Source organism: Yersinia sp. 2553 StPb PI (assembly GCF_052217105.1).
Classification (GTDB): Bacteria; Pseudomonadota; Gammaproteobacteria; order Enterobacterales; family Enterobacteriaceae; genus Yersinia; species Yersinia enterocolitica_E.
Window position 1 is genome coordinate 638,427 of sequence record NZ_JAZGPX010000002.1, and the last position, 26,675, is coordinate 665,101.

The window sequence follows — 26,675 nt, forward strand, 5'->3', positions numbered from 1 at the left end:
CGATTTATTCAACAACGCCCATTTGAAGCTGTTGCTCAATATGAAAGCTACACGCGAGCGGCAGAAAAGTTAGCGTTAACCCAAAGTGCTGTTTTCCGTCAAATTACAGCATTGGAGGAGCTACTTAATGTGTCATTATTCCACCATGTCCGTAAGCGAATTTTCCTCAATGATGCGGGTCGTTATTATCTTGGTTTAGTCAGAGATACATTGGAGCAACTGGAAAGAGATACGCAAAGCATTATGTCTTACCAGTCAACTCAGCAAGTGTTGGAGCTGGCGGTTACACCAACATTTAGCACACATTGGCTCATTCCAAATCTCAGTGACTTTCATGAGAAGCATCCTGAGATTGTTCTTAATTTAGTGGCGCTGACTACGCCTGCTGATTTTCTGAATTTGAAATACGATGCGGCAATTATGCGTGAGGATTTCTGTAGCCCGTGTGCTGAAAATGAGCACTTGTTTGAAGAAGAGCTAGTGCCTGTCTGCAGCCGGATGTTGTGGCAGGATGAGAAAAAAGTGATGCTTGCAGAGCAGTTGATGGATGAACTTACGTTGCTTCATCAAACAACTCGTTTAGATTCGTGGCATGACTGGTTTACATTATCAGGCGTTAATAGCCCTAAAGTACGAATGGGGCCACGTTTTGATCTTTTATCGATGCTGATTTCTGCTGTGCGCTCCAATCTTGGCATGGCGTTATTGCCCCGATTTGCTATTCACAAGGATTTGGAAAATGGTGATATGGTCATTCCATGTGATTTACCCATGAGCACCGGAAACCACTTTGTACTGACCTACAAAGAAGGTAAAAGAGGGTTGAGAAGCTTGCAAAAATTAAGTCGCTGGCTCCATGATAAATCTAAAGAGGAAGAGCTAAAAAGAGCATGGGTTAATTAATTTTTCAAAGCGACAGATAAAGAATTATATTTTATTTTTTAAAATAAAATATATGTTTTGAACGTAGGATTAAATTAATGTCGTGTTCTAAATTTACGATGATAATTGAGTTGTCGTATTTTTATGGCATATTACCATAGCGCAGCCATTTCTGGTTTGTGCCTATTTTTAATGGGTTATTACCTTGGTTTTTCTTTCTTTTTCGGCTGTGGAAATTGTTCTGGAGTTATTCACCAATACGCATTATGTGTTGCAGATAGAACAATTGCTTTTTATTTTACTCTATTAATAATAGCACGATGATACCAGCGACTTACTGAGGTTTTTTTATTCTTTGATTTTTTAAATACAAAGGGTCAGCGATATTTTCTTACTATTTCCCATTCAGCTAATCGAGTGAAAATAATGTATAAAAATGATTTTTTTTACCAAGATCTCTTCCCTCTGTCTGAGGACCGCACAGAATATTACTTGTTAACGGATAAGTATGTTTCCACTATCGAGGTTGATGGCAACGAAGTATTAAAAGTTGAATCTGAAGCGCTGACATTAGTCTCCCAGCAAGCGTTCCATGATGCCTCATTCTTCCTGCGCCCAGCACATCAGCAGCAAGTTTCTGCCATTTTGCATGATCCGCAAGCGAGCGAAAATGACAAATATGTCGCATTGCAATTATTGAGAAATTCGGAGATTTCAGCCAAAGGTATTTTGCCGAACTGCCAGGATACGGGCACATCCACCATTGTAGCGAAAAAAGGCCAACGGGTTTGGACTGATACTGATGATGCCGAAGCATTATCACGCGGCATCTATAACACCTTCCGCCAAGATAATCTGCGCTACTCACAAAATGCGGCGTTAGATATGTATAACGAAGTGAATACCGGTACCAATCTTCCTGGGCAAATTGATATTTTTGCTACCTCGGGTATGCAATATTCGTTCTTGTTTGTGAATAAGGGCGGCGGCTCCGCCAATAAAGCAGCGCTTTATCAGGAAACAAAAGCGGTGTTGGAACCGGCAAAACTCAAAGCCTTTTTAATTGAGAAAATGAAGAGCCTGGGAACGGCTGCTTGTCCTCCTTATCATATTGCTTTTGTTATAGGAGGTACCTCCGCAGAATTAACCTTGAAGACCGCTAAACTCGCCTCGACAAAATATTACGATAACTTACCTGGCGAGGGTAATGCGTTCGGTCAGGCTTTCCGTGATAAGGCGCTGGAAGAGGATCTGTTACAAGCTTCACGTGAATTTGGCTTGGGTGCTCAGTTTGGTGGCAAATATTTTGCACATGATGTTCGGGTTATTCGTTTGCCGCGTCATGGTGGCTCTTGCCCGATAGGGATGGCAATTTCATGTTCTTCTGATCGGAACATTAAAGCCAAAATTAATAAAGAGGGCATATGGCTGGAGAAATTAGAGCGCCACCCTGAGCGATATATTCCTGAAGATTTGCGGATTAATAACGAAGGGACGGTAGTTAACATTGATCTTAACCGCCCGATGGATGAAATTCGTCAACAGCTTTCACTTTACCCGGTATCCACCCGCGTATCACTCAATGGCCCGTTAATTGTTGCCCGCGATATTGTGCATGCCAAGCTGCAACAGCGTTTGGAACAGAACCAGCCATTACCTCAATACATGAAAGATCATCCCGTCTATTATGCTGGACCTGCAAAAAAACCGGATGAATTGGTATCCGGCTCGATGGGGCCAACGACTGGAGGGCGCATGGATCCTTATGTCGATCTGTTCCAATCCCAGGGGGGCAGCTTAATCATGTTGGCAAAAGGCAATCGTAGCCAGCAAGTCACCGAATCATGCCATAAGCACGGTGGTTTCTATTTGGGCAGTATCGGCGGTTCTGCGGCCATTCTGGCGCAGGAGTATATCGAAAGTCTGGAATGCCTTGAGTATCCCGAGCTGGGAATGGAAGCTGTGTGGAAGATGGAAGTCAGGAACTTTCCGGCGTTCATACTCGTTGATGACAAAGGCAATTCATTCTTTGATCAAATTCAAATCAAGGCCTGTGCCGGTTGTCAGAAATAACGTTGTGTTGAGGAAACCACGATGTACGAAGAACGTTATCAGCAGCGGCAGCAACATCTTAAACAACAGGTTGAGGAGCGGGTTGCTGCCGCGACAAAAAACGGCGGGATCATTATTGTATTTACCGGTAATGGCAAAGGGAAAAGTACCGCCGCATTTGGAACCGCAGCCAGAGCCGTTGGCCATGATATGCGGGTAGGTGTGCTTCAATTTATCAAGGGGGACTGGGAGTGTGGTGAACGTAACCTACTGGAGCGTAACGGGGTCGAGTTTCATATCATGGCAACCGGTTTTACTTGGGATACCCAAGATAAAGCGGCGGATATCCAAGCGGCCAGACTAGTGTGGCAGCAGGGCGCGCGGATGTTATCTGACCCTGGTTACCAGCTTGTGGTTTTAGATGAGCTCACTTATATGCTCACTTACGGTTATTTGAGCTTGGATGCGGTGTTGGCGGCGTTAAAAAATCGGCCTGTACATCAAAGTGTGGTCATCACCGGGCGAGCCTGCCATCGGGAAATTATCGCACTGGCAGATACCGTTAGTGAGTTACGACCAGTGAAGCATGCATTTGATCATGGAATTAAGGCGCAGAAAGGTATCGATTGGTGATGGGAATCCGATTATGATAACTGCTACGCTTATTTATTCATCAATCTGTTGTTTTATGAAGCGGGATACAAATAATTTGTTGATAACGCTTGATTGTTTGTTCTGAGTTATACTATATTGCGCGCCAAGGAAACGTAGTAACGTTCCAAAAAATTTCGCCGGCATAGCTCAGTTGGTAGAGCAACTGACTTGTAATCAGTAGGTCCCGAGTTCGACTCTTGGTGCCGGCACCAATTAAAAACCCGTTATCTGAATAAGATAGCGGGTTTTTGCCTTTGTACTGCTGCCACTGCTGATTTTCTGCTGTCCCCCCTCCTGGGCTATTTATTTTTTGTGATCCCATTCTCTTTTTGTCTGTTCTCTGCTTGTTATCTATATTCAATTATTGTTGGCTGATCACAGCATGGGCGTTGAACGCCGAGCAGCAACCCAATGACTAAAAGCTATCAGGGAGTTGGCGGTATGGAGAATCGGCTAAACGTGCTATATCAGGCAGGGGTTATTGATAAGGACATCTGCGATGGCATGAAAAAGGTTGTCGCACAGTTGGAAACGGTATGGGCACTGCCGGTGCGCACGGAGCAGGGGGAAATGGCGCTCACGCATATGGCAAATGCATTAATGCGCAGTCGCCGTGGTGAGGAAGTTGGACCACTTGATGATGAATTGTTGGCTGAAATCAGAGCCTCTGACGCGTTTCCACAAATTTTACAGATCCATTTGGCGCTGCTGTCACGGTTTAATTTGGCCCTGCACCCAAATGAAGAGGGGTATTTATTAGCTAATCTGTTCAGCTTGTGGATGGCGCATAAAGGTCAATGCCAGTGAGTTTTGCCTTCATGTTAAATATTCAAAAAAATGATTATTAGGCTTTTAATCTGATGGAGTCTAGCGGCAAGCTATGTCTCCCGGCCTTGCACCTAAGTCATTCGGTGTAGGTAAGTCAGTTTCCGTACTCAGATTTTTGTCACGGGTAGCGATGTGGCACTAGTTTTCGCTATTGTGTGTGGTCACCCAGTACTCGAAGCGCTGTATGACAGACTCGGCAATGTTATTCAGGGGGCAAGGTGAGTAAATTCGTGGTGGTAGTCATAGACAGCTTTGGTGTGGGAAGCATGGCCGATGTGCCTCAGGTCAGGCCGCAGGACCTCGGTGCGAATACCTGTGGGCATATTCTGGAGCGTTTTCCGCAATTGAGTCTAGCGACACTTGAACAATTGGGGCTCATCAACGCTCTGGGGTTCGCGCCGAACGTGATGAAACCTTCGCTAACGGCGGTGTACGGCAGGGCAGCGCTGCAACACGAAGGCGGTGACACCTTTATGGGGCATCAGGAAATACTGGGTACCCGCCCACAGTCACCGCTGCGTATGCCGTTTTCCGAGGTGATCGATAAGGTCGAGCAAAAACTGGTCGCGGCGGGTTGGCATGTCGAACGTCAGGGAAGCCGGTTGCAGTATCTGTTGGTAAATCAGGCCGCGGCGGTCGGTGATAACCTGGAAGCGGATCTCGGACAGGTGTTTAACATCAGCGCTAACCTGAGTGCGATTTCGTTTGCTGATGTCCGTGCCATTGGTGAGACAGTGCGTAGCTGTGTGAAGGTTGGGCGGGTGATTGCTTTTGGTGGCTTGCTAGCGAGCAATGAGCAGCTACTCGCTGCCGCAGAGGAGAAACAGGGTCGTTATATCGGGATTAATGCACCACGCTCAGGGGTTTATCAACAAGGATTTCAGGTCGTACATCTGGGCTATGGCGTAGATGCCAGCGTTCAAGTTCCACAGCAGCTCTATGATATTGGTATTCCAACGGTGCTGGTGGGCAAAGTGGCCGATATCGCACTCAATCCGCACGGTACCAACTATCAAAATCTGGTCGATACCCAGACCATCATGGATATCACCTTGGCGGAATTGCAAAAACCAGGAGATGGATTTATCTGCACTAACATTCAGGAAACCGATCTGGCGGGTCATGCACAGGATGTGGCGCGCTACGCCGAAAGGTTGCAGGTAGTGGATCAGAATCTGGCGATCTTGATGGGGCGAATGCAGCAGGATGATTGCCTGGTGGTGATGGCGGATCACGGTAATGACCCGACAATTGGGCATAGTAATCACACTCGCGAGAATGTGCCCTTACTGGTGTGGCGACCCGGTATTGCCGGAGGGGAGATTGGTTACCGCACAACGCTGTCTGATGTAGGGGCCACTGTTTGTGATTTCTTTAACGCGGCCCCGCCACAGAACGGCAGGTCCTTTATGGCGCAACTGTGCGCCTTATCTTCCTCACGGCCCGAGAGTTAGCATCATTGAGCGGCAGCATAATTGATGCTACGGGCTACATCTATGCGCAGGTATGTTTGCCCATTGCCGATACCTACCAGCACCGCGGGTTGTGCTGTGCTGGGGCGGTTTGCGGCAAACTGACATCGAATGCCCGCATATGTCGCCTAACAATCTGATACCGAAGCAATACTCACCGAGCTATTATTCGGTCGGTATATCAAAAAGTGCTGGGAACTAAAACGGGCCTATGTTCACCGCAATTGAGCCGATGCTAACTATTCTTCGCCAATTGAGCGACTAATCGATTAACGCCATCACTCATATTAGTAAATTTAGTCAGTTGGGTACGGGTCACTACGACGAAAACCCCAATGTTCTTTTCTGGAATCATCGCCATATAGGTAATAAATCCACCGCCACCACCGGTTTTTTGCATAATTCCTGGTAGTTCGGTATTAGGCGCCATGTAGACCCAGCCTAACCCCAGTGCGTCTGCCTGACCGGCAACATCCATACCTTTTAATGACACCAAATCACGACGTTGGAAATAGAGCGCCTGTTCACGTTTGGCTGAGCTTTTGCGCGCGCTGTTATCAGAAGCTAAGAATTGCTGCATCCAACGCTGCATATCTTCCGGTGTTGAGTAAATCCCACCACTTCCCGCCGCCGCAAGGGTGTTTTCACAACGACTACTGCCTACTCCGACCATCAGACGGTTACATTGTTCTGCCGTTGGGGTCAGGGTGGTGTTTTTCATCCCCAACGGAGCGGTGATTTTGTCACGCAGCAAACTGCTATAAGGCTTGCCTGATGCCCGTGACAGCGCATCGGCCAGCAAGTCGTAGGCCAAATTGGAGTAGGCGGCTTTAACCCCAGGCGGCACGGTGACCGTGGCCTGCTTCATCCATTGCCAGCGGTTATCTTTAGTCGGCCAGGTAAACACCGGCCTTTTTTGTGGGCCACCGGGTTGCTCGCGCGGCAGGCCACTGGTGTGGCTGGCTAGATTCAGCAAGGTAATCGGCTGTTTTGCGTTATAAGCAGGGACTCGTGCTCCCTTAGGTGCGTATTTTCGCAGGGGATCGGTCAATTTTACCGTGCCGTCATCGGCCAGTTTTACCATCACTTCACTGGTCATTAGCTTGGTAATTGATGCAATGCGAATCAGTGAGTCTGGCCGTGGACGCAGGTTGTTACCGGGTTTGGTTTCCCCAAAACTACGGTTTACCACTTGATTGTTATCAATAACCACCAGAGCCATTCCCATGGCACCACTGTTATAGAAAATATGTTCGGCATATTGATCAACAACTTGTGAGGTCAAAAGCTCTGTCTTGGCATCGCTGTGCAATGGAATAGTGAATAGAGCAGCGGCCAGTAGCGGGGCAGTGAAATGTTTCAACAATCTTTTATCCATGTTCAAAAACAAAGTAAGTGGTCGTGTGCTTATAGTAATCGGATATTGGCATAAAACATGCTGAAATTTTCAGACAGACGAAAAATTTACATTACCGGGAAGTACTTGCCGGGGGTCACGCCAAAAACGCGCTGAAATTGATCAATAAAAGCGCTGAGGTTTTCGTAGCCGACATCCAACGCGACATGGGTCACGGGTATTTTCTCTGCCAGCATTTCCAGCGCGCGCATGAAACGTGCGCGTTGCCGCCAGTGGCTAAAACTATAGCCTGTCTCTGCGATGAAACGACGGCTCAGTGTTCGGGGTGACATTCCAGCCCAGTGTGACCATTGATCCATTCTCTGTTTGTTAGCTAGGTCACTCAGTAACTCATGCGCGACCTTTATCAGCCGTGGATCTTGTGGCATTGGTAATTCAAATGGTTCGGCAGGTAATGATGCAATTTCGTCTAGCATCACCGCCATAATCCGCTGCTGGTTCTCAAGTAATTCCCCTCGGGGCCATTGCGCTGCGCGATTTACGGTTTCTCGTAATAAGCCACTTAATTGCATCGTTCGCGGCTGTAGCGGTAAAGACGCACAGACATCTTCGCGCAAATATACACTCCAGCCGTGAAAAGGGCCGTGCGAGCGGAAACCGTGCTGTTGATGAGGGGGAAGCCAGACCACATGTGTTGCCGGTACCACCCATTGACCCTCGGGTATGACGATAGTTAGCAAGCCATTTATTGCCGCTAATAATTGGCCCGCACTGTGGCGATGCGGCTGCGTCATTCGCGCTAGCTTGTCGTGACGCTGTACCACGGTCAATACTGGCATCGTTGTCAGCATCAGTTGTGAAGGATCAATTAAATGAGATTGCATGGCGTAAAAACCGTATTGAATGACTCAGATACGTTATCAAGGCCACAAGGATATTGCTAGTCTGGCATTCTCAGCATTGGCGCTGGATAACGGGAGTCACCATGATGAATTCGCAACAGGCAAAACAATTTCTCCAACAGGTATTTACTGCTTTGGTTGACTCGAGCTATAGCACCCAGGATGTTGCTGCATTTTTTTCGACCGATTATCAACAGCAAGCTGATGGTAATCAATTAGATTATGAGGCGTTTATTCGCCATGTGCAGGTGTTGAAAAGCACACTTGCTAGTGGAACCATCACGCTGGAAAAAGTGATGGCGGATGGTGATCAGATTGCCAGTGTGCATCTGGTTGATGTGGTCAAAAAGAGCGGGCAAAGGGTCTTGATGAAAGTTATCGCTTTTTACCGCATCGAACATGGGCTGATTCAGTGTGTTGAAGAATTGACACATCTGATCCACGGCGAAACTCAGGATCGTGATTTAGGATCGCGAGTTGCTCACTAGCGGGATATCGTTAAACGAATGAAATTCTGCGGTTAGTTGAGCAGAATCATAAGGTTATTCCACGTAATAAAAAACGCACCGGTGTTGGCCGATGCGTTTTGTGGTTAAAACCGAAAATCAATTAGCTTTCAGTCACAGGCTTTGGAGCCACATTGGATGATTCTTTCATGCCAAGGTGGTTGTTGCCCCAGCACTGTTCATATTTCCAACCGGTTAGTTCTTCAGCAACCGCTCTGGCATGGGCCGGAATATCTGCCATGGCACCGCCACCTTTAATCCGCTCAATCTCTTCTAGCAGGATTTTGTGATTATTACGGTCCAGTTTCATTTGCGTGGTGTAATAGATAGCCACCAGTGCCAGAGCGATAACGCCGATGGCAAATACCCCTACGATGGCTTGTACGGCAACTTCCGGTTGGCTCGATTGCCCGGAGACAAAACCAAAGCGACTTAATGTCCAGCCCATGGCGAAAACAATAATCGAACGTACCATTTTACCTGCAAAGGTCATGGCTCCGGCGTAGATCCCTTCACGGCGACGGCCGGTCAATACTTCGTCCACATCCGCCAGGAAGGTATAAACCGTCCACGGAATATAATAAATCCCCCCAGTGCTTAAACCGAAAACTGCGGTAATACAGAACAGTACAATGACAGTTGTTGTTTGCGACCAGCCAGTAAAATAGAGCGCAGCATAGGCAATCACACTGACAATAACCACTTGCAGAGCGATGCGGAACGGGCGAGCAAAGCCCATTTTGACGCAGATACCGATAAAGACGGCGGTGGAAATCAACTGCATTATTGAACTGAAACTATTGAGCTGAGAAACCAGTGCGGCATCTTGACCTAAACCAAAAATAATAAAGTAGGTAAATGCCGATGCGAATAACCACTCCGCGCCAAAGCCGAACAGATACATACCCAGATGCTTGCGGAAAATGCGCAGATGGAAAGTAGACGCCATATCAACACACAGCTTTTTCAGCGCCTGGCCGAAACTGCTGGTGGTTTCACGGACCACTTCGCTCGCTGGGCGTTCCCATGATGAGCTATAAAGCCAGATCATCGCGCAGCACATAATCAGACCGTAAGCGATACCGGTATAAAGGAAGGGGGTTGCAGAATCTTTACCGTAAATGGCAATAAACTGACCGGGAATAAAAGCGGCCAAAAAGTTTGCTACTTTACCGAAAATGGCTTTAGAACCAGTTAATTTGGAGCGTTTGGCAAAATCGGTGGTCATCTCGGTCGCCAATGTTTCATATGGCACCATGATGGAGGTATAAATCAGTTCAAACAGCGCGTAGGTCAGTAGGTAATACCAAAAGCCAAAACCGCTCATCCATAACATTGGATAGACAAGTACCAGCGGGATACCCAGTAAGATAAAGAAGCGACGACGACCAAAGATGCGGCCCAGTCTGGTGTTATAGAAGTTATCGGTGATATAACCCATTACTGGATTACTAATCGCATCAAGAATACTGGCGATTGAGAAAATAGTCGCAGCCTCTACGACTGATAGCCCGCAAAAGGTGGTGTAGAAATACATCAGCCAGGCTCCGCTGATTGCCAGTGCCCCACTTCCCAGTAAGTTGGCACTCCCGTACGCCAGCGTATGCCTTGTTGAAATCTGTTTACTCATTTTTACTGCCACCTCAAATTAAAACAATGTTTCATTAATAATGGATAATCGTTTTCTTTATAAAGGTATGGCGTTTATAAAAATGAGTGTTCGATCACGAAAAAGGGTTTTTCGGCCAGAAAAGGCGCCTATTACAGTAAAAATTGATATGAATCAAATTAGTAGCTAGGGTGGATATTCAGCAAAAAACAGAATATCCATGATAATGCGAATAATCGATAATGCCATTTTGTGACAATAATGACCGTGACACGTGTGGCAAGATTTTAACCAGCAAAATGAAAGACCATTACTAGAATTAGCGCTATTGCTTACAGTGTGAAAATATCACTTTTGTGAAAGGGCGAATTATTGCGGGCATAGCCCATGAATAAATGTTGGTTGCAATCGCGGCTGACAGTGAAGGACGTAGAATGGCAAAGAAAAACCCCTATTATGATGCCAGTAAGCCACACCACACTGAGTTTGGATTTCAGAATCTGGAGCCGGTTGTTCATCATCCACAAGATTTGAAGCGTTGGCGTGAAGAGCGAAAACGCCAGTCGCTACCAAAACCGCCGCAGCAAGGATATGCGCAGTTTGTCACTGATTGGTGGCAAGCGGCTGATTTTAGCGGGCAGCAGGATGCGTTGTGGTGGCTAGGCCATGCGTCACTGTTATTGCGGGTCAGTGGGAAAACGGTTTTGTTTGATCCGGTACTCTCCGGCCGTGCCTCGCCGCTCAATTTTTACGGGCCAGCACGGAGAACACCGGTACCTGCCAGCGTAAAAGAGTTACCCCATATAGATGTGGTAGTGATTTCTCACAACCATTACGACCATTTGGATGTGACAACGATTAGCCAATTATTGCGCCGCTTTCCTAAGCTGATTTTTCTGGCACCGTTAGGGTTAAAAAGTTGGTTACTACAGCAGGGTGCTCGCCATGTTCATGAACTGGATTGGTGGGATAAACACCTCGCAGCTGAATTTGAGTTTCATTGTGTACCGGCACGGCATTGGAGCATGCGTACCCCCTGGGATCGTAACCAAAGTTTGTGGTCTGGTTGGGTGGTCAAGCGTGATGATATTAACTTTTACTTTACCGGTGATACAGGTTATTGCCAGCAACTATTAACCATTGGCGAAAGGTTAGGGCCATTCAATTATGCCGCCTTGCCCATTGGTGCTTATGCCCCGCGGTGGTTTATGCAGGCCCAACATATGGATCCACAGCAGTCGGTGCAGTTATTTAAACAATTACAGCAGCCGATGACAGTACCGATTCATTGGGGGGTGTTTGAACTGGCTGACGAACCACTGGATGAACCACCACAACAACTCAAGCAGGCATTAACTGAAGCGGGTATGAAACACGACAATTTTGCACCGATTAAAATTGGTGCACGAATATTGCTGGGGTAGGGGGGTTCAGTGGGTAGTTTTCAACCCACTGAAACCAATCGGTATTTTCTCTATTTATACCGATGCTGAACTAGATCCTAAATTGATTCACGGCACTGGTTAAATCAGCAGCCTGAGCTTGTAACGCCGCAGATGCTGCGGTGGATTCCTGCACCAATGCGGCATTTTGTTGCACCATGGTATCCAATTGCGCGACCGCACTATTTATTTCGTGGATGCCGCGCATTTGTTCATCGGCTGCGTTGGTTATTTCAGACATAATGGTGGTGACATCCGACACGCTGCTGACGATTTCGGTCATGGTATTACTGGCTTGACGTACCTGGCCGGAGCCAGATGCCACACTGCTGACTGTCGATTCGATCAGCGTTTTGATCTCTTTCGCTGCCTGTGCACTGCGCTGCGCCAATGTACGAACTTCCCCTGCGACCACAGCAAAACCGCGTCCTTGCTCACCCGCGCGTGCCGCTTCTACCGCCGCGTTAAGTGCCAGAATATTGGTTTGGAAAGCGATACCGTCGATCACACTGGTGATATCGCCGATCTTGCCAGATGCCGCTTCAATCGATTCCATTGTGGTGATGACTTTAGCTATCACGTCGCCACCACGTGAAGCATCGTTAGCCGCCGAAAGTACCGCAGTATTGGCCTGGCGCGCTGCGCTGGCGGAGTGGGCCACGGTTGCCGAGATTTGTTCCAACGCCGCCGAGGTTTGCTGCAAACTGGCGGCGGCAGACTCTGTGCGGCCCGACAGATCCTGATTACCTGCCGCTATCTCATTGGCTGCAATCCGTACTGATTCGCTGGTATCACGGATTTGCGCCATTACTACACTCAGTTTGTCGGCAAAATTGTTGAACGAAAGGGCTATTTTTGCCACTTCATCACGGCCTTCTACCGGCAGTCGCTGAGTTAAGTCTTCTGAGCCGGAGCTGATAGCATCCATGGCTTTATGCACATGGGTCAGCGGTGCCAGAGCACGTTTGGTAATGAGGCTAATAATGACAACAGCGATTAAAATAATAATCACCAGCGTCACCAGTGATGTGGTCAGTAACGACCGCATGCCGGTGGTAGCTTGAGCTTTGTCCAGGGCGACAACGGTAAACCATTGAGTCCCTGGTACTGCTTGGGCCAGCAGCAATTTACTGTTATCGCCAATATTGGCAGCGACAGGCTCAGTTGCTGTTAACAGTGTTTTAAGGTCCAGCGTCGGCGCAATATCGCTCAGTGGCTTAAGGGCTAGTTTCGCATCTTGATGAGCGATAATGGTGCCATCGGCATCGATTAACATACCAAAACTATCTTCAGTCGGGTGTATGGATTTCACGTTTGCAATCACGCTGTCCATGGTGACATCAGCAGCCAATACCCCTTTAACGCTGCCGTCCTGAATAATCGGCAATGCGAACGTTACCACTAACTGATTGGTTCCAGCATCAACATAGGGTGGGGTGACCACGGGTTTGCCCGCTTTTACCGCTTGTAGATACCATGGCCGCCCAGTGGGGTCGTAGCCAGCTGGAATACCATCGGGATTAGAAAAAATCGCGGTTTTGTTCGCGTAACCGATATACACGTTGATGAAGTTACCTGCGGCTGCAACTTGTCGCAGTGCCGCTGTCGGGTCTGCCGTCAGTGCGCTGTCTTTTAGTGACACAATCATTTGTGTTTTGGAGGCAACCCAATCGGCGATCCCGACACCATGACTGGCGGTAACGGCGGTCAGGGTATTATCTATGGCACTATTGTTATATTTACTGGCAACCGAGTAGTTAAAATAGGTGTTAATGGCCAGAGAGCCTGCCACGATGATGATACAGGCAGCCAAGATACGTGAACGAATGGAATCAAGCATAGAGCGTCCTAAATAAGAGGGAAGGCATGATTCAAGTAACGGCTTGGCAGAGATAAACTTGAGCTGTGTCACAGTAACAAACTGTAATTAATACGCCATTGTTAATACTTCTTTATGTAACGGTGACAAAGTAGGTGGATTTTATTGACATCTATATTCAATAAAAACATAAGCTTGATTATTCCTTTCTGCTTCATTTGAAGGTAAAAATTCAAATAAAGTTGAAAAAAATAGTGACATCAAAAGGGTAAAATTAGCATCAATGCAGCTAAAGCAGCGGTTTTCAGGCTGCATTGATGCTGAGGGATGGCAGTAATAAGAGGGTGGTTAGATTAAAATTTATACTGCAAACCTATAGCGATAGTTTGATGTTGTTGAGCAATGCCGGCGCTATTAGCTACATTTGCAGAAACACCTGCACCAGTGTCGATGATTTGTGTATCTCCTTTTCCTTCGGCATGCCTGTTCCAGGACGCTTCAACAAATAATTTAGTGTTATCGGTGACGTAGTAGCCCGCATCAACCACTACTGCGTAATAGCGAGAGCCTTTGCTGCTGTCTTTAAATGAAAGTTGACGTAAATAGTGTTCATCATCACCATAGGCATTTACCCAACTGCTGTATTTCAGCAAGGTATTAAACTCAAATTTTTGATAATGATAGCTCCCGGCTAAGCCAAGATAGGGCATTTCAAACTTTTGCTTATAACCAATGCCGGTAACACTATCGGAACCTGTAAATAGGTTATTGCCTTTATTGTAATTATAGTTTCCACCATAAGATGTCCAGCTATTATTATTGCGCTGATAACCGGCCATCATACCAATACGGTAATTGTCTTGCTTTAAAAGCCAAAGCTTTGCATTAAGATCGATTTCATTCGCATAATTTAAATTGGTTTTTTCGTGATGAGACCAATCAGTCCACTTAGATTGCCCTAACGTCTTCCAATCATAATCATCCATGACCCCCTTCCCAGGTGATAATGTGGACCATCCGCGCGCGGTTAATGTTAACCGTGATAACAGATCCCATGATATATCCATTTTTACAATAGGCGTGTTTTCCGCTTTCCAATCTATCTGGCTTAGTTTGTGACCATTATATTGGCGCTGATAAACAAACTCTTGTGATTCTGCATTCAATAACCCCAATGAGGAGCTAATCGTCAGACCATCGTTTATATCTGAGTGATAGCTGGCTACTGCTGTATGGCAGGTGATAATCAGCGGTAATACAGCAACACTTTTCTTTACCCATCTATTCTTTTCCATCATTAACCTTTAATCCCTTTAAAAATAGAAGGTAAAAGTTAACATTGACGGGAGATTAATTTTTTAAAATAAAGATTAAAAGAAAATTAAACGTATTAAAATATTACTTAATAATGGCGCACTATAATGCATTAATATGAGCCGGGCCTGATTACCCGGCTAAATGGTTTTCAAAAATCATTAACTAGCCATTCGTCGGCTTCATCAAACATTTCTTCAACCAACCGGTTCAGTACTGATTTTTCTTGTTTATTAGCATCAGTATTGATGCCATTGGCTTGCATTGGTTTAACCTTAACTTCAGCATCAGGAAACACCCGATGCACCCGCTTGGTTAACTCTGCCTTAATCATTTCAGCGGCGTTGGGTAGGCCGGCGACATTCCGTTTGTCATAAATCAATTCAACACGCATGGCTTTTTCCTGAATGAGTAAATACTGTATTAATATACAGCACTGGCGAGTGGCAGACAACGCTGTTTTACACGGATTGAGGCGAGAAAACGACTATTACTGATTTTTTAATGTCAATAAAATAACCGCAGGTGATTAATTATGGGGATCACTGGCGGTTATTTTATGTGTGGGTGCTTATCTGATTGTTTATACAAGTGATTTATTTTTCCAACTACAACTGAGCACCGGTGTTTATCTAGATGGGAGCTAGTTTATTTCCAGCCAGCGAGCATCAACCACCACACCCAGTATCTTACAGTTGCCATTGAGTTCGATTAATCGATAGGAGGGATTCAATGGTTTCAAATACTTAACACCAGCATCAACAATGAGTTTCTTAAATGTTGCTTCGTTATCATCAGTCAGTTTGGCAATAACAAAATTACCGGGTAGCGGCTCTTTTTCCGGGTCAACCAGAATAATCATTCCTTCAGGAAAACTGATCCCTGAAGGCGATGTCATGGAGTCTCCTTTAACGCTGAGCCAAAAAGCGTTGTCATGGGCATTTTTGGTCGATTCAGGCCAGATTTCAATATCACGCAGCGTATAAGGCTCTATTGCCTCATACCAGTTACCTGCACTTATCCAACTGATTAACGGATAGCTGTTAGCAACTGATCCGGCCGGTTTATCATTTAGCCCATTACGCGCCGAGATCGATAAACTTTCGGCCATTTTCGCCAATTCTTTCGCCAGAGAAGGGCTAAAGCTGCTGATTGGTTCATTGAGTATTTTGGCAAAAGCAGCGGCGTTGGTCACATTGAGCGGATTTATGCCGTTAAGGAATTGGTTTACGGCACTTTGCCCAACCCCTAATTCGTGCGCGACAGACTCTTGGGATATACCCAGTACTTTTTTCTTGGCATTAAACAGCTCTTTCAGCCGCTTAGCGTCGTCTAACTGTTCTGGCGTCAATGGCTTCTTTTTCATCAGTCAATTTTATTACCGTTAGCAATAATATCCAATCATCTGCGGTGTTGACTATAAAATCACTTGCGGTAATAATCAATCAAAATATATCAGGGAAACGTATGAGATCGTTCTGGCACGCATCACTGCTATCCAGATATGTAGCATGGGTTGTTCCTGTTTATCACAAGAAGACGGCGGCCAGACTTACGGTGGTTTCCGTTGTTGAGCAATCGATAGGCTGAGGTGTCATCACGGTGCCCTGCCTTTTGTGGAGTAATTATTTATGAGTTCAATAAACGGTACACAAACCGGAAGCCACAGTAAGCAGAACCAAAACATGAGAGATATTCAATTAGTCCTGGCGCGCTGGGGAGTATGGGTAAGATATAGCTCCGGGCTGGATTATTCATCTATCGCTGCGGGCTTTAAGGGGTTATTGCCTGATACGTCTAAGAGTAAAGCCTCCTGTTGTGATGATGACGGTCTGGTTGTCGATGGTTGCGTTGCTCGATTAAAACAATACCGGCCAGATGAATATGAATTGATCATCCGTCACTATGTGCTTAATCAATCCAAGCGAGCAATTGCTCGTCAGCAGAAAAGAGATGAAAAACTGGTGCGAATTAATATGCAAATGGCGGAAGGCTTTGTTGATGGCTGCCTGGCAATGTTGAATGTGAAATTAACTATGGACCCTTTAATAGAGAATTTACATATTTATGAAGAAACACTCACGCGGTCCGCAAAAAGTGTATTAGTCTGACATTACTGGTTAGTTTGTTACGCAATTATCATAATTTAAAATCTCGCTTTGGTGAGGTTTTTTGTTTTTTAGTTGATGTGTATTTAATTAAAAATAAATCTATTTTTTATAAAAAAACACTAACGCGGTCCGCAAAAAGTATATTAGTTTGATATCACTGGTTCGTTACATACTGATTAAGAAAGAGGAAAGCCCCGCATGGTTGGGGCTTTCCTCTTTCTGTTAGTCATACGCGCAAGTGTATCGGCTTGGGAGGTATTAAATGAGTGAACAAAATCCACTGCCGTATTGGTGGGCAGGATCGCTTGCTCTATTTTCAGCGCTGAGTTTACAGGATTACATCTTTATTCTGGGTACTATTATTAGCGTAATATTTACCATCAAAACTTATTACGTTAATTTACGGGGAAAGGACGCAATAATTAAAGAAGAGCAGAGACGAACAGAAATTCTACGGGATTTTTTGCGTAATAAAACAGTGGCCGATATTCCAGCCGCAATTGCGGTATGTAATGACGCGCTACACAAAATGGAGAGCTGACATGACGCCTTCACTGCGTAAGAAAGTTTTGGGTGCCGCAGCCGGTGGAGCAGTAGCCATTGCCGGAACATTGCTGGGTGGGCACGATGGTTTTGAAGGACGTAAATACATCGCCTACAACGACGTAGTGGGCGTCATGACGCTGTGTGATGGTCACACTGGTAACGACATTATCCAGGGAAAACTGTATAGCGATCAACAGTGTGATGCGCTATTACAGCAGGATTTACTGGTGGTGAAAAAGTCGGTCGATGATGCGATACAGGTACCTGTGGGAGATTACACCCGCGCAGCGCTCTATTCATTTACCTATAACGTCGGTAAAACCGCATTTATCCACTCAACCTTATTAAAGAAACTCAATAGCGGAAATATAACCGGCGCATGCGGGGAGTTGCGGCGCTGGATTATGGCGGGTGGCAAGCGCTGGCAGGGTTTGGTTAATCGGCGTGAGATTGAACATGAACTTTGTCTGACACCGAACCTGACGGCAATAAAAGCGAAAGCCAGGGAGGGCAAATGAATAGGCGTGCCATCACCACGGTGTTGCTCGCGATATTACTCATGGGGCTGATGGCCAATACCTATCGCTTGAGTGCCAAACAGGTGCAGGAGCATGCGGAGTTACAGGCTGAACGAGTTGTTAATCAAACATTGGATAACACCATCGCTGCCTATCAGTTAAACGATGCGGCTAATCGGGCTGCCGTCGCACGGCAGTTGGAAAATGAAAGGGTATTGCGACATGAAACTGAGGATCGTCTCAAGCGTTTTGTGGCGGCAACCGCAACTGACAACTGCGCTGTCAGCCGTATGCCTGAGCCTGGCATTAGTATCTTGCGTGAATAAGCCGGCCCTTCAGGTGGTGAAATCCCCCTTATTACTGCCACCTGAGTCGGCGATGACCCAGTGTGAAATCCCGGAATTTGTTGGTTCCACATGGGGTGACAGTAGTTTATATGCGTTGGCACTCAAGCGAGAGTTACGCCTCTGTAAAGGACGGCTTGATGAGGTCATTCGTTGGCGTAATAACCAAATCGATAATCCACTACCGCCGTGAGACGACAAGCTTATCCCCGAACGGGGCAACCATTTACCAGGAGAATAACTATGACCGGTAGTAATGTCAGATATCTCATTTTTTATCAGGTGAGCCTATGAATGCTGCACTAATCAGGCAACTGGCCGCTGCCGCATTATTGGGCAAAACAGATGCGGAAGGTCGTATCTATTCAACTGATGCATGGCCGGTAACCACTTATCCAGCCATTTTGTTACAGACACCACTTGAAGTAAAAGAGTCTATTGGCCGCAATGTACCGCAGTTTAATACCATGACCACCTTACGCATTAGCGGACATATCCAACTAAGTGAGGCAGTAAATCGAGTCACGGAAGCGGCATCGGCACTTGAGCGTTTGTGTGAACAGATTCAACGGGCAGTGATTAACAGTTATGAACTGACTCGCCAGATTCAGCAATTTGCCAAAGTGCGTACCACGATGGGGATCGATACCAGCAGCGAGCAACATTTTGCTGAAGTAAAAATAGAACTCGATCTTGAGTATTACCAAGGGCCGGAAGACTTCTTCCCAGTAGAAACCACGCCACTGACAGGTATCGACATTGCGATTGATATGCCTGATGGCACCACAGACCCGCTGATCGCCATCACCCTTTCGGAGTAACCCTATGTTTGTAAAACCGATGACTGGCCGCGCAGTGCGTGACCCGGTCAAGGGCACCTTTTTGCCTGAATCTGGCGCAGAGGTTCCTGATAACCCATTTTGGCACCGTCGTATTCAAGACGGTGATGTGGTGCAGGTTACGGTAAAAACAGCGAAACCTGCATTTTAAGTGTTAACAACGGAGAGTAAAAAGTTATGACAATTCCTTTCACTAATATCCCGAGTAATCTGCGTACGCCACTGTTCTTTGCCGAGTTTGATAATTCCCAAGCTAACACAGCGAGCACCCCTCAACGGACTTTGATTATCGGGCAAACCCTGGCGGAAAGCACTTTGCCCGTCAATGTGCCGCTGCTGGTTTCATCTGTCGCCACCGTTGCCGGTTTGTGTGGTGCAGGTTCAATGCTACATGGGCAAATGGCAGCATATCTGGCCAATGACAGCGCTGGCGAAATCTATCTTCTACCATTGCGCGACTCTGAAGCTATGGTTGCTGCCATCGGTAAAATTACCGTGACGACCCCGGCATCAGCAACCGGTGTTATCTCACTGTATATCGCCGGTATTCGTGTACAAACCACGGTAGTGCCGACTGATGATGCCAATACCATCGCTCTGGCGCTGGCAGCGGCAATCGAGAGTAAACCTGAATTACCGGTAACGGTTGCCCATACTGGTGATGGCGTATCGGAAGGCGCTGTTGTGGTGCTAACAGCCAAAAACAAAGGAGCACATGGCAACAATATCGATCTGCGTTTGAATTATTTGGGGAGTGCCGGCGGAGAGACCACTCCGGAGAGTCTGGTGTTGTCGATCACCCCGATGGCAGGCGGTGCAGGCGCGCCTGAACTGGCAAGTGGCCTGGCAAACTTACAAGATCGTACCTTCGATTTCATTATCAACCCTTACACGGATACCGCGTCATTGGATGCCATCAAGGCATTCCTTTCTGATAGCACCGGGCGCTGGAGCTATAGTCAGCAACTGTATGGTCACAGCTTTGCCGCTCACTCCGGCACCTATGGTCAACTGACTGCGGCCGGTGAACTGCGTAATGACCAACATGCCTCATTGCTCGGGATCCATAACTCGCCGACACCGGCTTACCTCTGGTCAGCCGCGTATGTTGGTGCTATTGCACAAAGCTTGCGTAATGATCCCGGCCGCCCACTGCAAACGTTGGCCGTAAGTGGTGTATTGGCAGCGCCCCTTTCTAGCCGTTTTACCCTGGCTGAGCGGAATAACTTGCTGCATAGCGGTATTTCAACCGTGACGGTGGCGGACGACGGGACAGTTCAAATCGAAAATATCATTACGACTTATCAGACCAACAAATACGGTGCTGCGGATGATAGTTATTTGCAAATTGAGACCTTGTTCTTATTGATGTTTGTCACGCGCTACCTACGAACTCAGGTGACCTCGAAGTTTGCTCGCATGAAGTTGGCTGCCGATGGTACCCGTTTTGCACCAGGCTCGGCCATCATCACGCCAAATACCATCCGTGCCGAGCTGATTGCTCAGTATCAGACCCTGGAATTTAATGGCTATGTTCAGGATGCCAAAGGTTTCGCCCGTGGCCTGATAGTTGAGAAAAATGCCAGTAATCCAAATCGTGTTGATGTGTTGTGGACCGGCGTGCTGATTAATCAGTTGCGTATCTTTGCGGTTCTCAATCAATTCCGTCTGCAAGCGGCTGTTTAACCCTTAGCCATTTAATGCACTAACAAAATAGGAAATAAATTATGAGCGATACTTCAAACCGCCTGGCAGGTACGGCTTATGTCACCGTTGATGGCATTACTATTATGGTGGCCGGTCAGTTCAAATACAGCCCTTCAAAGGTAAAACGTGAAACTGTCATGGGCATGGATGGGGTACATGGCTATAAAGAAACCGTGGTGGCACCGTCCATTTCCTGCACTATCCGTGACAGCGGCGGGGTCTCTATCAGTGATTTTAACGACCAGACCAATGTCAATATTGTCTGCGAATTGGCGAACGGCAAAACCATTATTGGTAGCGGCATGTGGTCGGTGAGCACGTTGGTGGTTGACAGCACTGAAGGCACGGTTGATGTGAGCTGGGAAGGCGGTTCGGTGACGGAGAATTGATATGACTGTACTGGAGCGCAGTAAAACTATTTCACTGGTGAAAGCCATTCAACACGACGCAACCAAGACCACCTACGAGGTGGTCGAGCTTAGTGAACCGACACTGTTGCAAGTACAGCAATTCTACGATGAGCAAACCAAGTCAGGTTCGCTCAGCGGTATGGGATTGCTGATTGCCTTGGTCTCAGGGGTGCCGCGTGAGGCTATCAAGAAAATGGCTTTTACCGACTATAAAGCCTGTGAGGTTTATATGATGGGTTTTTTAGCCTACTCCCCAACAGGGGGCGATGGCGCGAAATAATCGCTGACGTCACTTACTATTATAGCTGGGGGCCGGGCGATGCCTGGTCCCTGACCTACAGTAGCTTAATGTGGTGGTGCCAGCAGGCCGGGCGGATTAATAAAATTAAGGCTGGCAAAAATGGCTAATAAATATAATATGAATACGGTTTCTCCATTATCTAAAATATCGCCTCAAATATTCAGTAACTATAAATTAGCTGGTGGTGGAAACACAATTATTGCTGTTGGAACTGCGGGAGTGGAATGGCTTAATAACGGTGCTGATGAGGCCCGTAAAATAAATACAGCGGCGAGGAACGTTAATGCACCTATTGATCAATTTAGTCAAATAAGTGGCGCTATGCGTATTCGAGGTGTTGAACAAATGGCTGCGATAAAATCAACTGAGCAGCTCTACAGCAATTTGAATAATATGCTATGGGGCCATAATGTTCAGGGGCTGGCGCAGCTACATGAGTATGGGTTTGACATTATCAGTAATGAAAATGGCACGGTTGATGCTACAGCAACAATAGCTAAAATTGCCGAGGATTTTCCACAAATGGCACCCCAAGTACAAAGTAAACTGACGAATGCTCTGAAAATAGACGGTAATACTATTGAGTTGCTGCGAGAGGGGGCGCAACTAAAAGATTTGCTGGCTAAATCTACTCTATTTGGCCTAACTATTGATCCTGAGCTTAATATACAATTGACAGAGTTAGACCAGAACACCGATGAGTTAAGTGCTGCTTGGGATGGTCTGAAAGATAAGCTATCTAACATCGGATACGAAATTCTTGTCTCTGATGGCTCAGTGGCTGATGGCATTGGTGGTTTAACTGACACGCTGACTTATGGTCCAGATAATTTTGCCATAATGCGTACTTTAGGGGTAATCAGTGGTAATGATTCGGCGAAAATGCGATGGGCATATAATAATACAGATTTTAAAAAACAACTTAATTGGTATGAAATAACCATGCTTAATAGCGGTCTTATGACTGATGGATTTCGTAAGAAATATCAGGATCATATTAAGCCCAATGATGCAGAGAAAATAAATTATCAGACTGAAAATGCGGGTGATATTTACGGACGCCGGCCAATTAAAATTGAGTCCACTCCATTAACCGATCCTTTTAATCTGGGATCCGGGGTTGAAGTTGAAACTCAAACACAAAACACCTGGAGCAACAATCGCATAACTGAATTCGGTGCTGAAGATCCCTATTCCCTTAGCCCCTCATCTTCTCTTGTACCAGATAATAATATAGGCAGCATCCCTACAGCTGAATCACCTTTTTATACTGACTCAGTGGGGGGCTTTAACGTTAATGCTATTGCTGATGTTATCGCTACCGCGATGCAGAACAATCGGGTGCAGATTGAATTGACGTTAATCGACAGTCGAAGCGGTGAAAGCTTAGTGATCCCAACTCAGGGAGGCAGCAGAATAGCTCACGCCATGCAGATGTAATTCCCTATTAATATCCGTAAAAATTAACCAATCAGCATATCGATATAACCCGCTCCGGCGGGTTTTTTATTTCCTAACGTCTACTACTGGACAGGAGAACGAAATGTCACTTATCAATAACGCACTATCAGCGCTCTTGGGAGGAAGTGACGACAGTTGGCAATGGTCGGAACACCTCCATCAAGCCTCCTTTCGGGGAGTGCCCTTCGTGGTCCTGAATAGCAAGGGCAGTTTTGGTCGTCGTCAGGCAGTGCACACTTACCCTTATCGCGATACCAGCTATATCGAGGATTTGGGGCGCAGTACGCGGAACATTGTTTTAACTGGATTTTTGGTACAAAACAGCCAGATCTACGCCGCACCTGATGTAATGACTCAGCGCGATTCATTGATCGCAGCTTGTGAAATGGCCGGGCCAGGGACATTGGTCCACCCAACCTTGGGTGAGATGACTGTCAGCATCGCTGACACGGGGCTGAAAATTGATGAAGGTGTTGGCAGCGAGCGGGTATTCGCGTTCAGCTTAACCGTTATCGAATCCGGCTTACGTGCCTTTGCCATCACCGGTATGGCTGAAATGAGCGCGTCTGCGCACTCCTCTTGGCTGGGATTGAGCGCCAAAGCAGTCGCTGGTTTTATCTCAACGGTAAAAGGAGAGATGCGCTCGGCCACTCAGGTAATAAAAACCTTGAAAAGTACGGCGGAATTTTGGAGCCGAATGGTAACGAATACTGCCAATGAGGCCAGTAATCTGGGTAACGCACTGCGCTCAACCTTTGGCCGAAACCGTTATGGCCGCTTTAACCACGGTACTGTCGGTGGCAGCAGTTCGGGCGTGACGGAAGCTGTGAACCAGCAAAGTGATACCACCAACTTACCCATGTTAGTGGCGCAACGGCTGGCGTTTATCGTCGAAGGGCGAGCGGCAATCAGTGCTGCCGTGAATGAGTTACTTGCGACTAACAGTGTTGAGGGGCATGCCGACAAGTTACTCACTCTGGTTAACACGCTGCTAAATGGTGGTTTTAGCACACTGGATGTTATCCGCATGATGGAAAGCCTGACAGCGGCTCACGACGACGCCTTCCGAGCCAATAGCAGTGATATCGCAATTGCTGACGCCAGCCATCATTTAATGATGACTTTATGCGCCGGAGGGATGGCCATCGCGGCGGCGCAGTATCAATCGGAAAGTTATGACGATGCTGTCGCTGTACTTGGCAGGGTCAGTAAGGTGATTGATAGCTCAGCACTGGCCGCCGCCGATCGCGGCAATGATGAAACCTACCGTGCGCTGATGCAAATGCGCGAATCTATCGTGGCGCTATTGCAACAGTCCGGGGCGAATTTATCTCGCATCAACGAGGTTAGTTTTAACCGCTCACTACCCGCGCTGATGCTGGCGAATCGGTTATATCAGGATGCGCTACGTGGTGATGCACTAGTGAAAATGGCGAATCCGATTCATCCGGCATTTATGCCAATTCGATTTAGGGCATTGAATCTATGAATAATAAAATGCCAAGTGATGACTTAACACTGGAGGTAGGTGGCAGAGCGATCACCGGTTGGAGCAAAGTTCAGGTCACGCGGAGCATTGAAAAATTACCCAGTAGCTTTGAGTTATCGCTGATGGATCGTTATCCCGCCAGTGGAGGGCAGCAGTGGATTAACCCTGGTGCTCCTTGCGTGGTTAAGTTGGGTAATGATGCCGTGTTAAACGGCTATATTGACAGTTGGGATTGCGCCATTGCGGCCACAACGCACCAAGTCAGTGCCTCGGGGCGTGGTAAGTGCCAGGATCTGGTGGATTGCTCCGCTGAGTGGACAAACAGCGTAATTAGCCAGTCCACGGTGTTGCAGATTGCGCAAAAGCTGTCCGAACCTTACGGCATCAAAGTGACCTCTGATATTACTGATATGACCATTGTGCCGAAATTCACCCTGAATTGGGGGGAAACGGCGCAAGCGGTTATTGATCATGTCACGCGTTCCGCTGCATTGCTCTATTACGACCAGCCGGATGGCAACTTATATCTGACCCGCGCTGGAATGCATAAAGCTGCAAGTGGTGTGGCACAGGGCATCAATATTCTTAGTGCCAATCTTCATACCGATATCAATCAACGCTTTGTTGATTACACCGGCGTGGTGCTCTCTTCCAATGCCGCAGCCAGGCATTCTGCCTCGGGTGGGGATAACACCTCGGTGCGAGCTACCACGCGAGACACACTATTGGCCGAACAATTTCCGGCCCGCCATCGTAACCGGGTCATTATCGTCGAAAGTACCGTGAACTCGCCACATTTGCTGAAAGATTGCATCGAATGGGAAATGAACCGCCGCTCTGGTCGCGCCAACGTCTTGACAGTGCAAGTTGACAGTTGGCGCGATCGCGATGGCCGGCTATGGGAAGTTAATACATTGATTCCCATTACTATTCCAGCATTTGGGCTTAATGATGAGCTGTGGCTACTCTCGGAAGTGGTTTATGCCAAAGATGAGAAAGGGACGACGAGCAAAATGACCCTGATGCCACCTGCTGCCTTCACATTCCAGCCTTACAACATTAAGTGATATAGGGGCTAACTATGAATGACCTAACCGGGCAAATTTCGACCCTGTACCGGCAGATAAAAATGCTGTTGGGACTCGGGCGAGTGAGTGCCGTTGACGACAGTGACGGGATACAAACTGTGCAGTATCAAACCCAACTGGAAGTCCACTCTGATACCCCCAGGCTGGCTGAGTTTGGTTTTTCATCGGGATTGCCCGCTGGCAGTGACGTGGTTATCGGTTTTCTGGGCGGGGACCGATCCAACGGCCTGATCATCGCCTCCAACCATCCGGCTTATCGCCATTCAGGACTAACAGCCGGAGAAACGGTGATTTATTCCCAGTGGGGGCAATTTATCAAACTGACGGAAAGTGGGGTAATCATTGAGGCTAACAATCAGCCGGTGACAATCAATAATGCTACCGCGGTGACGGTAAACGCATCGGTAAAAGTAAGGCTGAATACGCCGTTACTCGAGGTTAGCGGCGATATTGTTGATAACGCAGACAGCAATAACATCACGCTGAAAACCTTACGTGACGCCTATAACAGCCACAACCATCAACTCAAAAATGTACAGTCGGGCAGCGCGACCCTTACCAGTGAGACGCCCGCTAAGGTGGTGCAATGACAACAGATATTAAAACGGTTTGGGATGTCGATGCCTCATTGGGGGATTGGCAGACAGGTCGCGGGGGAGTGCTGGATGGCGATGATTTGCATACCGCTATTTTACTGAGTTTGTTTACTGACCGTCTGGCGCGAATTGATGATGCTATTGATGGCGATGATCGCCGCGGCTGGTGGGGGGACAGCGGGGCGCTATCAGCTATTGGTTCGCGGTTGTGGTTATTGCGGCGGGAAAAACTTACCACTCAGGTTGCGATCAAAGCCGAGGACTACGCGGCAGAAGCATTGGCGTGGCTGACCGAGGATAGTGTTGTGGCGGCCATAAACACCCGGGCACAAATAATTTACCCCAATACATTGCTGTTGATTATTGCTTACCAACAACCGGGTAAAGCCCAATCTTCAGTGAAATTTTCATGGGTATGGGAGGAGTAA

The 26,675-nt window shown here is 47.1% G+C and carries 29 protein-coding genes and 1 tRNA gene; 23 read left to right on the top strand and 7 right to left on the bottom strand.

Annotation, left to right across the window (positions count from 1 at the left end; genetic code table 11):
• Positions 1-6 precede the first annotated feature (6 nt).
• The 6 genes from V2A84_RS04150 to V2A84_RS04175 all read left to right on the top strand — a co-directional run bounded on the left by V2A84_RS04150 (position 7) and on the right by V2A84_RS04175 (position 5,870).
• A complete protein-coding gene (locus tag V2A84_RS04150) occupies positions 7-903 on the top strand; it encodes a LysR family transcriptional regulator (RefSeq protein ID WP_442849112.1) in 897 nt (298 codons plus the stop codon).
• 405 nt (positions 904-1,308) lie between these two features.
• Positions 1,309-2,955: a fumarate hydratase gene (locus tag V2A84_RS04155; protein WP_083158315.1), complete on the top strand. Its 1,647-nt coding sequence runs from the start codon at positions 1,309-1,311 to the stop codon at positions 2,953-2,955.
• A 21-nt stretch (positions 2,956-2,976) separates the two neighbouring features.
• Entirely contained in the window at positions 2,977-3,567 is a 591-nt protein-coding gene (gene cobO / locus V2A84_RS04160; RefSeq protein WP_083158316.1) for a cob(I)yrinic acid a,c-diamide adenosyltransferase, read from the top strand.
• Positions 3,568-3,724: 157 nt separating this feature from the next.
• A tRNA-Thr gene (locus V2A84_RS04165) sits at positions 3,725-3,800 on the top strand.
• 229 nt (positions 3,801-4,029) lie between these two features.
• Positions 4,030-4,395, top strand: coding sequence for a PRD domain-containing protein (locus V2A84_RS04170; protein WP_083158317.1), 366 nt, complete (start codon positions 4,030-4,032; stop codon positions 4,393-4,395).
• 239 nt (positions 4,396-4,634) lie between these two features.
• Entirely contained in the window at positions 4,635-5,870 is a 1,236-nt protein-coding gene (locus V2A84_RS04175; protein WP_083158318.1) for a phosphopentomutase, read from the top strand.
• A gap of 253 nt (positions 5,871-6,123) precedes the next feature.
• Here V2A84_RS04175 and ampH read toward each other — a convergent pair whose 3' ends face one another.
• Both ampH and V2A84_RS04185 read right to left on the bottom strand, forming a co-directional pair.
• Positions 6,124-7,266 carry a D-alanyl-D-alanine-carboxypeptidase/endopeptidase AmpH gene (gene ampH, locus V2A84_RS04180; RefSeq protein WP_083158319.1) on the bottom strand — a complete coding sequence of 381 codons (1,143 nt, stop codon included), beginning with the start codon at positions 7,264-7,266 and terminating at the stop codon, positions 6,124-6,126.
• An 86-nt stretch (positions 7,267-7,352) separates the two neighbouring features.
• Positions 7,353-8,129 (bottom strand): AraC family transcriptional regulator, encoded by a 777-nt coding sequence (locus V2A84_RS04185; RefSeq protein WP_227746526.1) that lies wholly within the window; start codon positions 8,127-8,129, stop codon positions 7,353-7,355.
• A 101-nt stretch (positions 8,130-8,230) separates the two neighbouring features.
• Here V2A84_RS04185 and V2A84_RS04190 point away from each other — a divergent pair, with 101 nt between their 5' ends.
• Positions 8,231-8,635: a nuclear transport factor 2 family protein gene (locus tag V2A84_RS04190; protein WP_083158320.1), complete on the top strand. Its 405-nt coding sequence runs from the start codon at positions 8,231-8,233 to the stop codon at positions 8,633-8,635.
• A gap of 121 nt (positions 8,636-8,756) precedes the next feature.
• Here V2A84_RS04190 and V2A84_RS04195 read toward each other — a convergent pair whose 3' ends face one another.
• A complete protein-coding gene (locus V2A84_RS04195) occupies positions 8,757-10,283 on the bottom strand; it encodes an MFS transporter (protein ID WP_083158321.1) in 1,527 nt (508 codons plus the stop codon).
• Positions 10,284-10,657: 374 nt separating this feature from the next.
• Between V2A84_RS04195 and V2A84_RS04200 the strand changes: the two genes are divergently transcribed.
• Positions 10,658-11,686 carry an MBL fold metallo-hydrolase gene (locus tag V2A84_RS04200; protein WP_083158322.1) on the top strand — a complete coding sequence of 343 codons (1,029 nt, stop codon included), beginning with the start codon at positions 10,658-10,660 and terminating at the stop codon, positions 11,684-11,686.
• 70 nt (positions 11,687-11,756) lie between these two features.
• Here the strand turns inward: V2A84_RS04200 and V2A84_RS04205 are convergent, their stop codons facing one another.
• The 4 genes from V2A84_RS04205 to V2A84_RS04220 all read right to left on the bottom strand — a co-directional run bounded on the left by V2A84_RS04205 (position 11,757) and on the right by V2A84_RS04220 (position 16,203).
• Positions 11,757-13,544 (bottom strand): methyl-accepting chemotaxis protein, encoded by a 1,788-nt coding sequence (locus V2A84_RS04205; protein ID WP_083158323.1) that lies wholly within the window; start codon positions 13,542-13,544, stop codon positions 11,757-11,759.
• Between the two features lie 332 nt (positions 13,545-13,876).
• Positions 13,877-14,821, bottom strand: coding sequence for an omptin family outer membrane protease (locus V2A84_RS04210; RefSeq protein ID WP_442848625.1), 945 nt, complete (start codon positions 14,819-14,821; stop codon positions 13,877-13,879).
• 167 nt (positions 14,822-14,988) lie between these two features.
• Complete coding sequence (locus V2A84_RS04215; protein WP_083158324.1) at positions 14,989-15,231, bottom strand: DinI family protein; 243 nt, start codon at positions 15,229-15,231, stop codon at positions 14,989-14,991.
• A gap of 249 nt (positions 15,232-15,480) precedes the next feature.
• Positions 15,481-16,203: a LexA family protein gene (locus tag V2A84_RS04220; protein WP_083158325.1), complete on the bottom strand. Its 723-nt coding sequence runs from the start codon at positions 16,201-16,203 to the stop codon at positions 15,481-15,483.
• Positions 16,204-16,522: 319 nt separating this feature from the next.
• Here V2A84_RS04220 and V2A84_RS04225 point away from each other — a divergent pair, with 319 nt between their 5' ends.
• From V2A84_RS04225 to V2A84_RS04295, 15 genes are all read left to right on the top strand, one after another.
• Positions 16,523-16,948 (top strand): antiterminator Q family protein, encoded by a 426-nt coding sequence (locus tag V2A84_RS04225; RefSeq protein ID WP_265331652.1) that lies wholly within the window; start codon positions 16,523-16,525, stop codon positions 16,946-16,948.
• Positions 16,949-17,210: 262 nt separating this feature from the next.
• Positions 17,211-17,489 (top strand): hypothetical protein, encoded by a 279-nt coding sequence (locus V2A84_RS04230; RefSeq protein ID WP_442848626.1) that lies wholly within the window; start codon positions 17,211-17,213, stop codon positions 17,487-17,489.
• A 1-nt stretch (position 17,490) separates the two neighbouring features.
• Positions 17,491-18,012, top strand: coding sequence for a lysozyme (locus tag V2A84_RS04235; protein WP_083158328.1), 522 nt, complete (start codon positions 17,491-17,493; stop codon positions 18,010-18,012).
• The gene (locus tag V2A84_RS04240; protein WP_083158329.1) at positions 18,009-18,338 is read left to right on the top strand and encodes a DUF2570 domain-containing protein; all 330 of its coding nucleotides are present in this window, start codon (positions 18,009-18,011) and stop codon (positions 18,336-18,338) included. The genes V2A84_RS04235 and V2A84_RS04240 overlap by 4 nt, the downstream gene beginning before the upstream one ends.
• Positions 18,331-18,549: an Rz1-like lysis system protein LysC gene (gene lysC / locus V2A84_RS04245; RefSeq protein WP_083158330.1), complete on the top strand. Its 219-nt coding sequence runs from the start codon at positions 18,331-18,333 to the stop codon at positions 18,547-18,549. Before V2A84_RS04240 ends, lysC begins: the two co-directional genes overlap by 8 nt.
• A 97-nt stretch (positions 18,550-18,646) precedes the next feature.
• Positions 18,647-19,177, top strand: a complete 531-nt coding sequence (locus V2A84_RS04250) for an ATP-binding protein (RefSeq protein ID WP_083158331.1) — start codon at positions 18,647-18,649, stop codon at positions 19,175-19,177.
• A gap of 4 nt (positions 19,178-19,181) precedes the next feature.
• Complete coding sequence (locus tag V2A84_RS04255) at positions 19,182-19,346, top strand: DUF2635 domain-containing protein (protein ID WP_071843434.1); 165 nt, start codon at positions 19,182-19,184, stop codon at positions 19,344-19,346.
• Positions 19,347-19,372: 26 nt separating this feature from the next.
• Positions 19,373-20,881 carry a phage tail sheath subtilisin-like domain-containing protein gene (locus V2A84_RS04260; RefSeq protein WP_083158332.1) on the top strand — a complete coding sequence of 503 codons (1,509 nt, stop codon included), beginning with the start codon at positions 19,373-19,375 and terminating at the stop codon, positions 20,879-20,881.
• A gap of 41 nt (positions 20,882-20,922) precedes the next feature.
• On the top strand, positions 20,923-21,291 hold the full coding sequence (locus V2A84_RS04265) for a phage tail tube protein (protein WP_042568284.1): 369 nt from the start codon (positions 20,923-20,925) through the stop codon (positions 21,289-21,291).
• Position 21,292: 1 nt separating this feature from the next.
• Positions 21,293-21,592 carry a phage tail assembly protein gene (locus tag V2A84_RS04270; RefSeq protein WP_042568283.1) on the top strand — a complete coding sequence of 100 codons (300 nt, stop codon included), beginning with the start codon at positions 21,293-21,295 and terminating at the stop codon, positions 21,590-21,592.
• Between the two features lie 120 nt (positions 21,593-21,712).
• The gene (locus tag V2A84_RS04275) at positions 21,713-23,053 is read left to right on the top strand and encodes a chemotaxis protein (RefSeq protein WP_083158333.1); all 1,341 of its coding nucleotides are present in this window, start codon (positions 21,713-21,715) and stop codon (positions 23,051-23,053) included.
• Positions 23,054-23,156: 103 nt separating this feature from the next.
• Entirely contained in the window at positions 23,157-24,563 is a 1,407-nt protein-coding gene (locus tag V2A84_RS04280; RefSeq protein ID WP_083158334.1) for a DNA circularization protein, read from the top strand.
• Positions 24,560-25,630, top strand: coding sequence for a phage baseplate assembly protein (locus V2A84_RS04285; protein WP_083158335.1), 1,071 nt, complete (start codon positions 24,560-24,562; stop codon positions 25,628-25,630). The genes V2A84_RS04280 and V2A84_RS04285 overlap by 4 nt, the downstream gene beginning before the upstream one ends.
• A gap of 14 nt (positions 25,631-25,644) precedes the next feature.
• The gene (locus V2A84_RS04290; RefSeq protein ID WP_083158336.1) at positions 25,645-26,241 is read left to right on the top strand and encodes a phage baseplate assembly protein domain-containing protein; all 597 of its coding nucleotides are present in this window, start codon (positions 25,645-25,647) and stop codon (positions 26,239-26,241) included.
• On the top strand, positions 26,238-26,675 hold the full coding sequence (locus tag V2A84_RS04295) for a phage GP46 family protein (protein WP_083158337.1): 438 nt from the start codon (positions 26,238-26,240) through the stop codon (positions 26,673-26,675). The genes V2A84_RS04290 and V2A84_RS04295 overlap by 4 nt, the downstream gene beginning before the upstream one ends.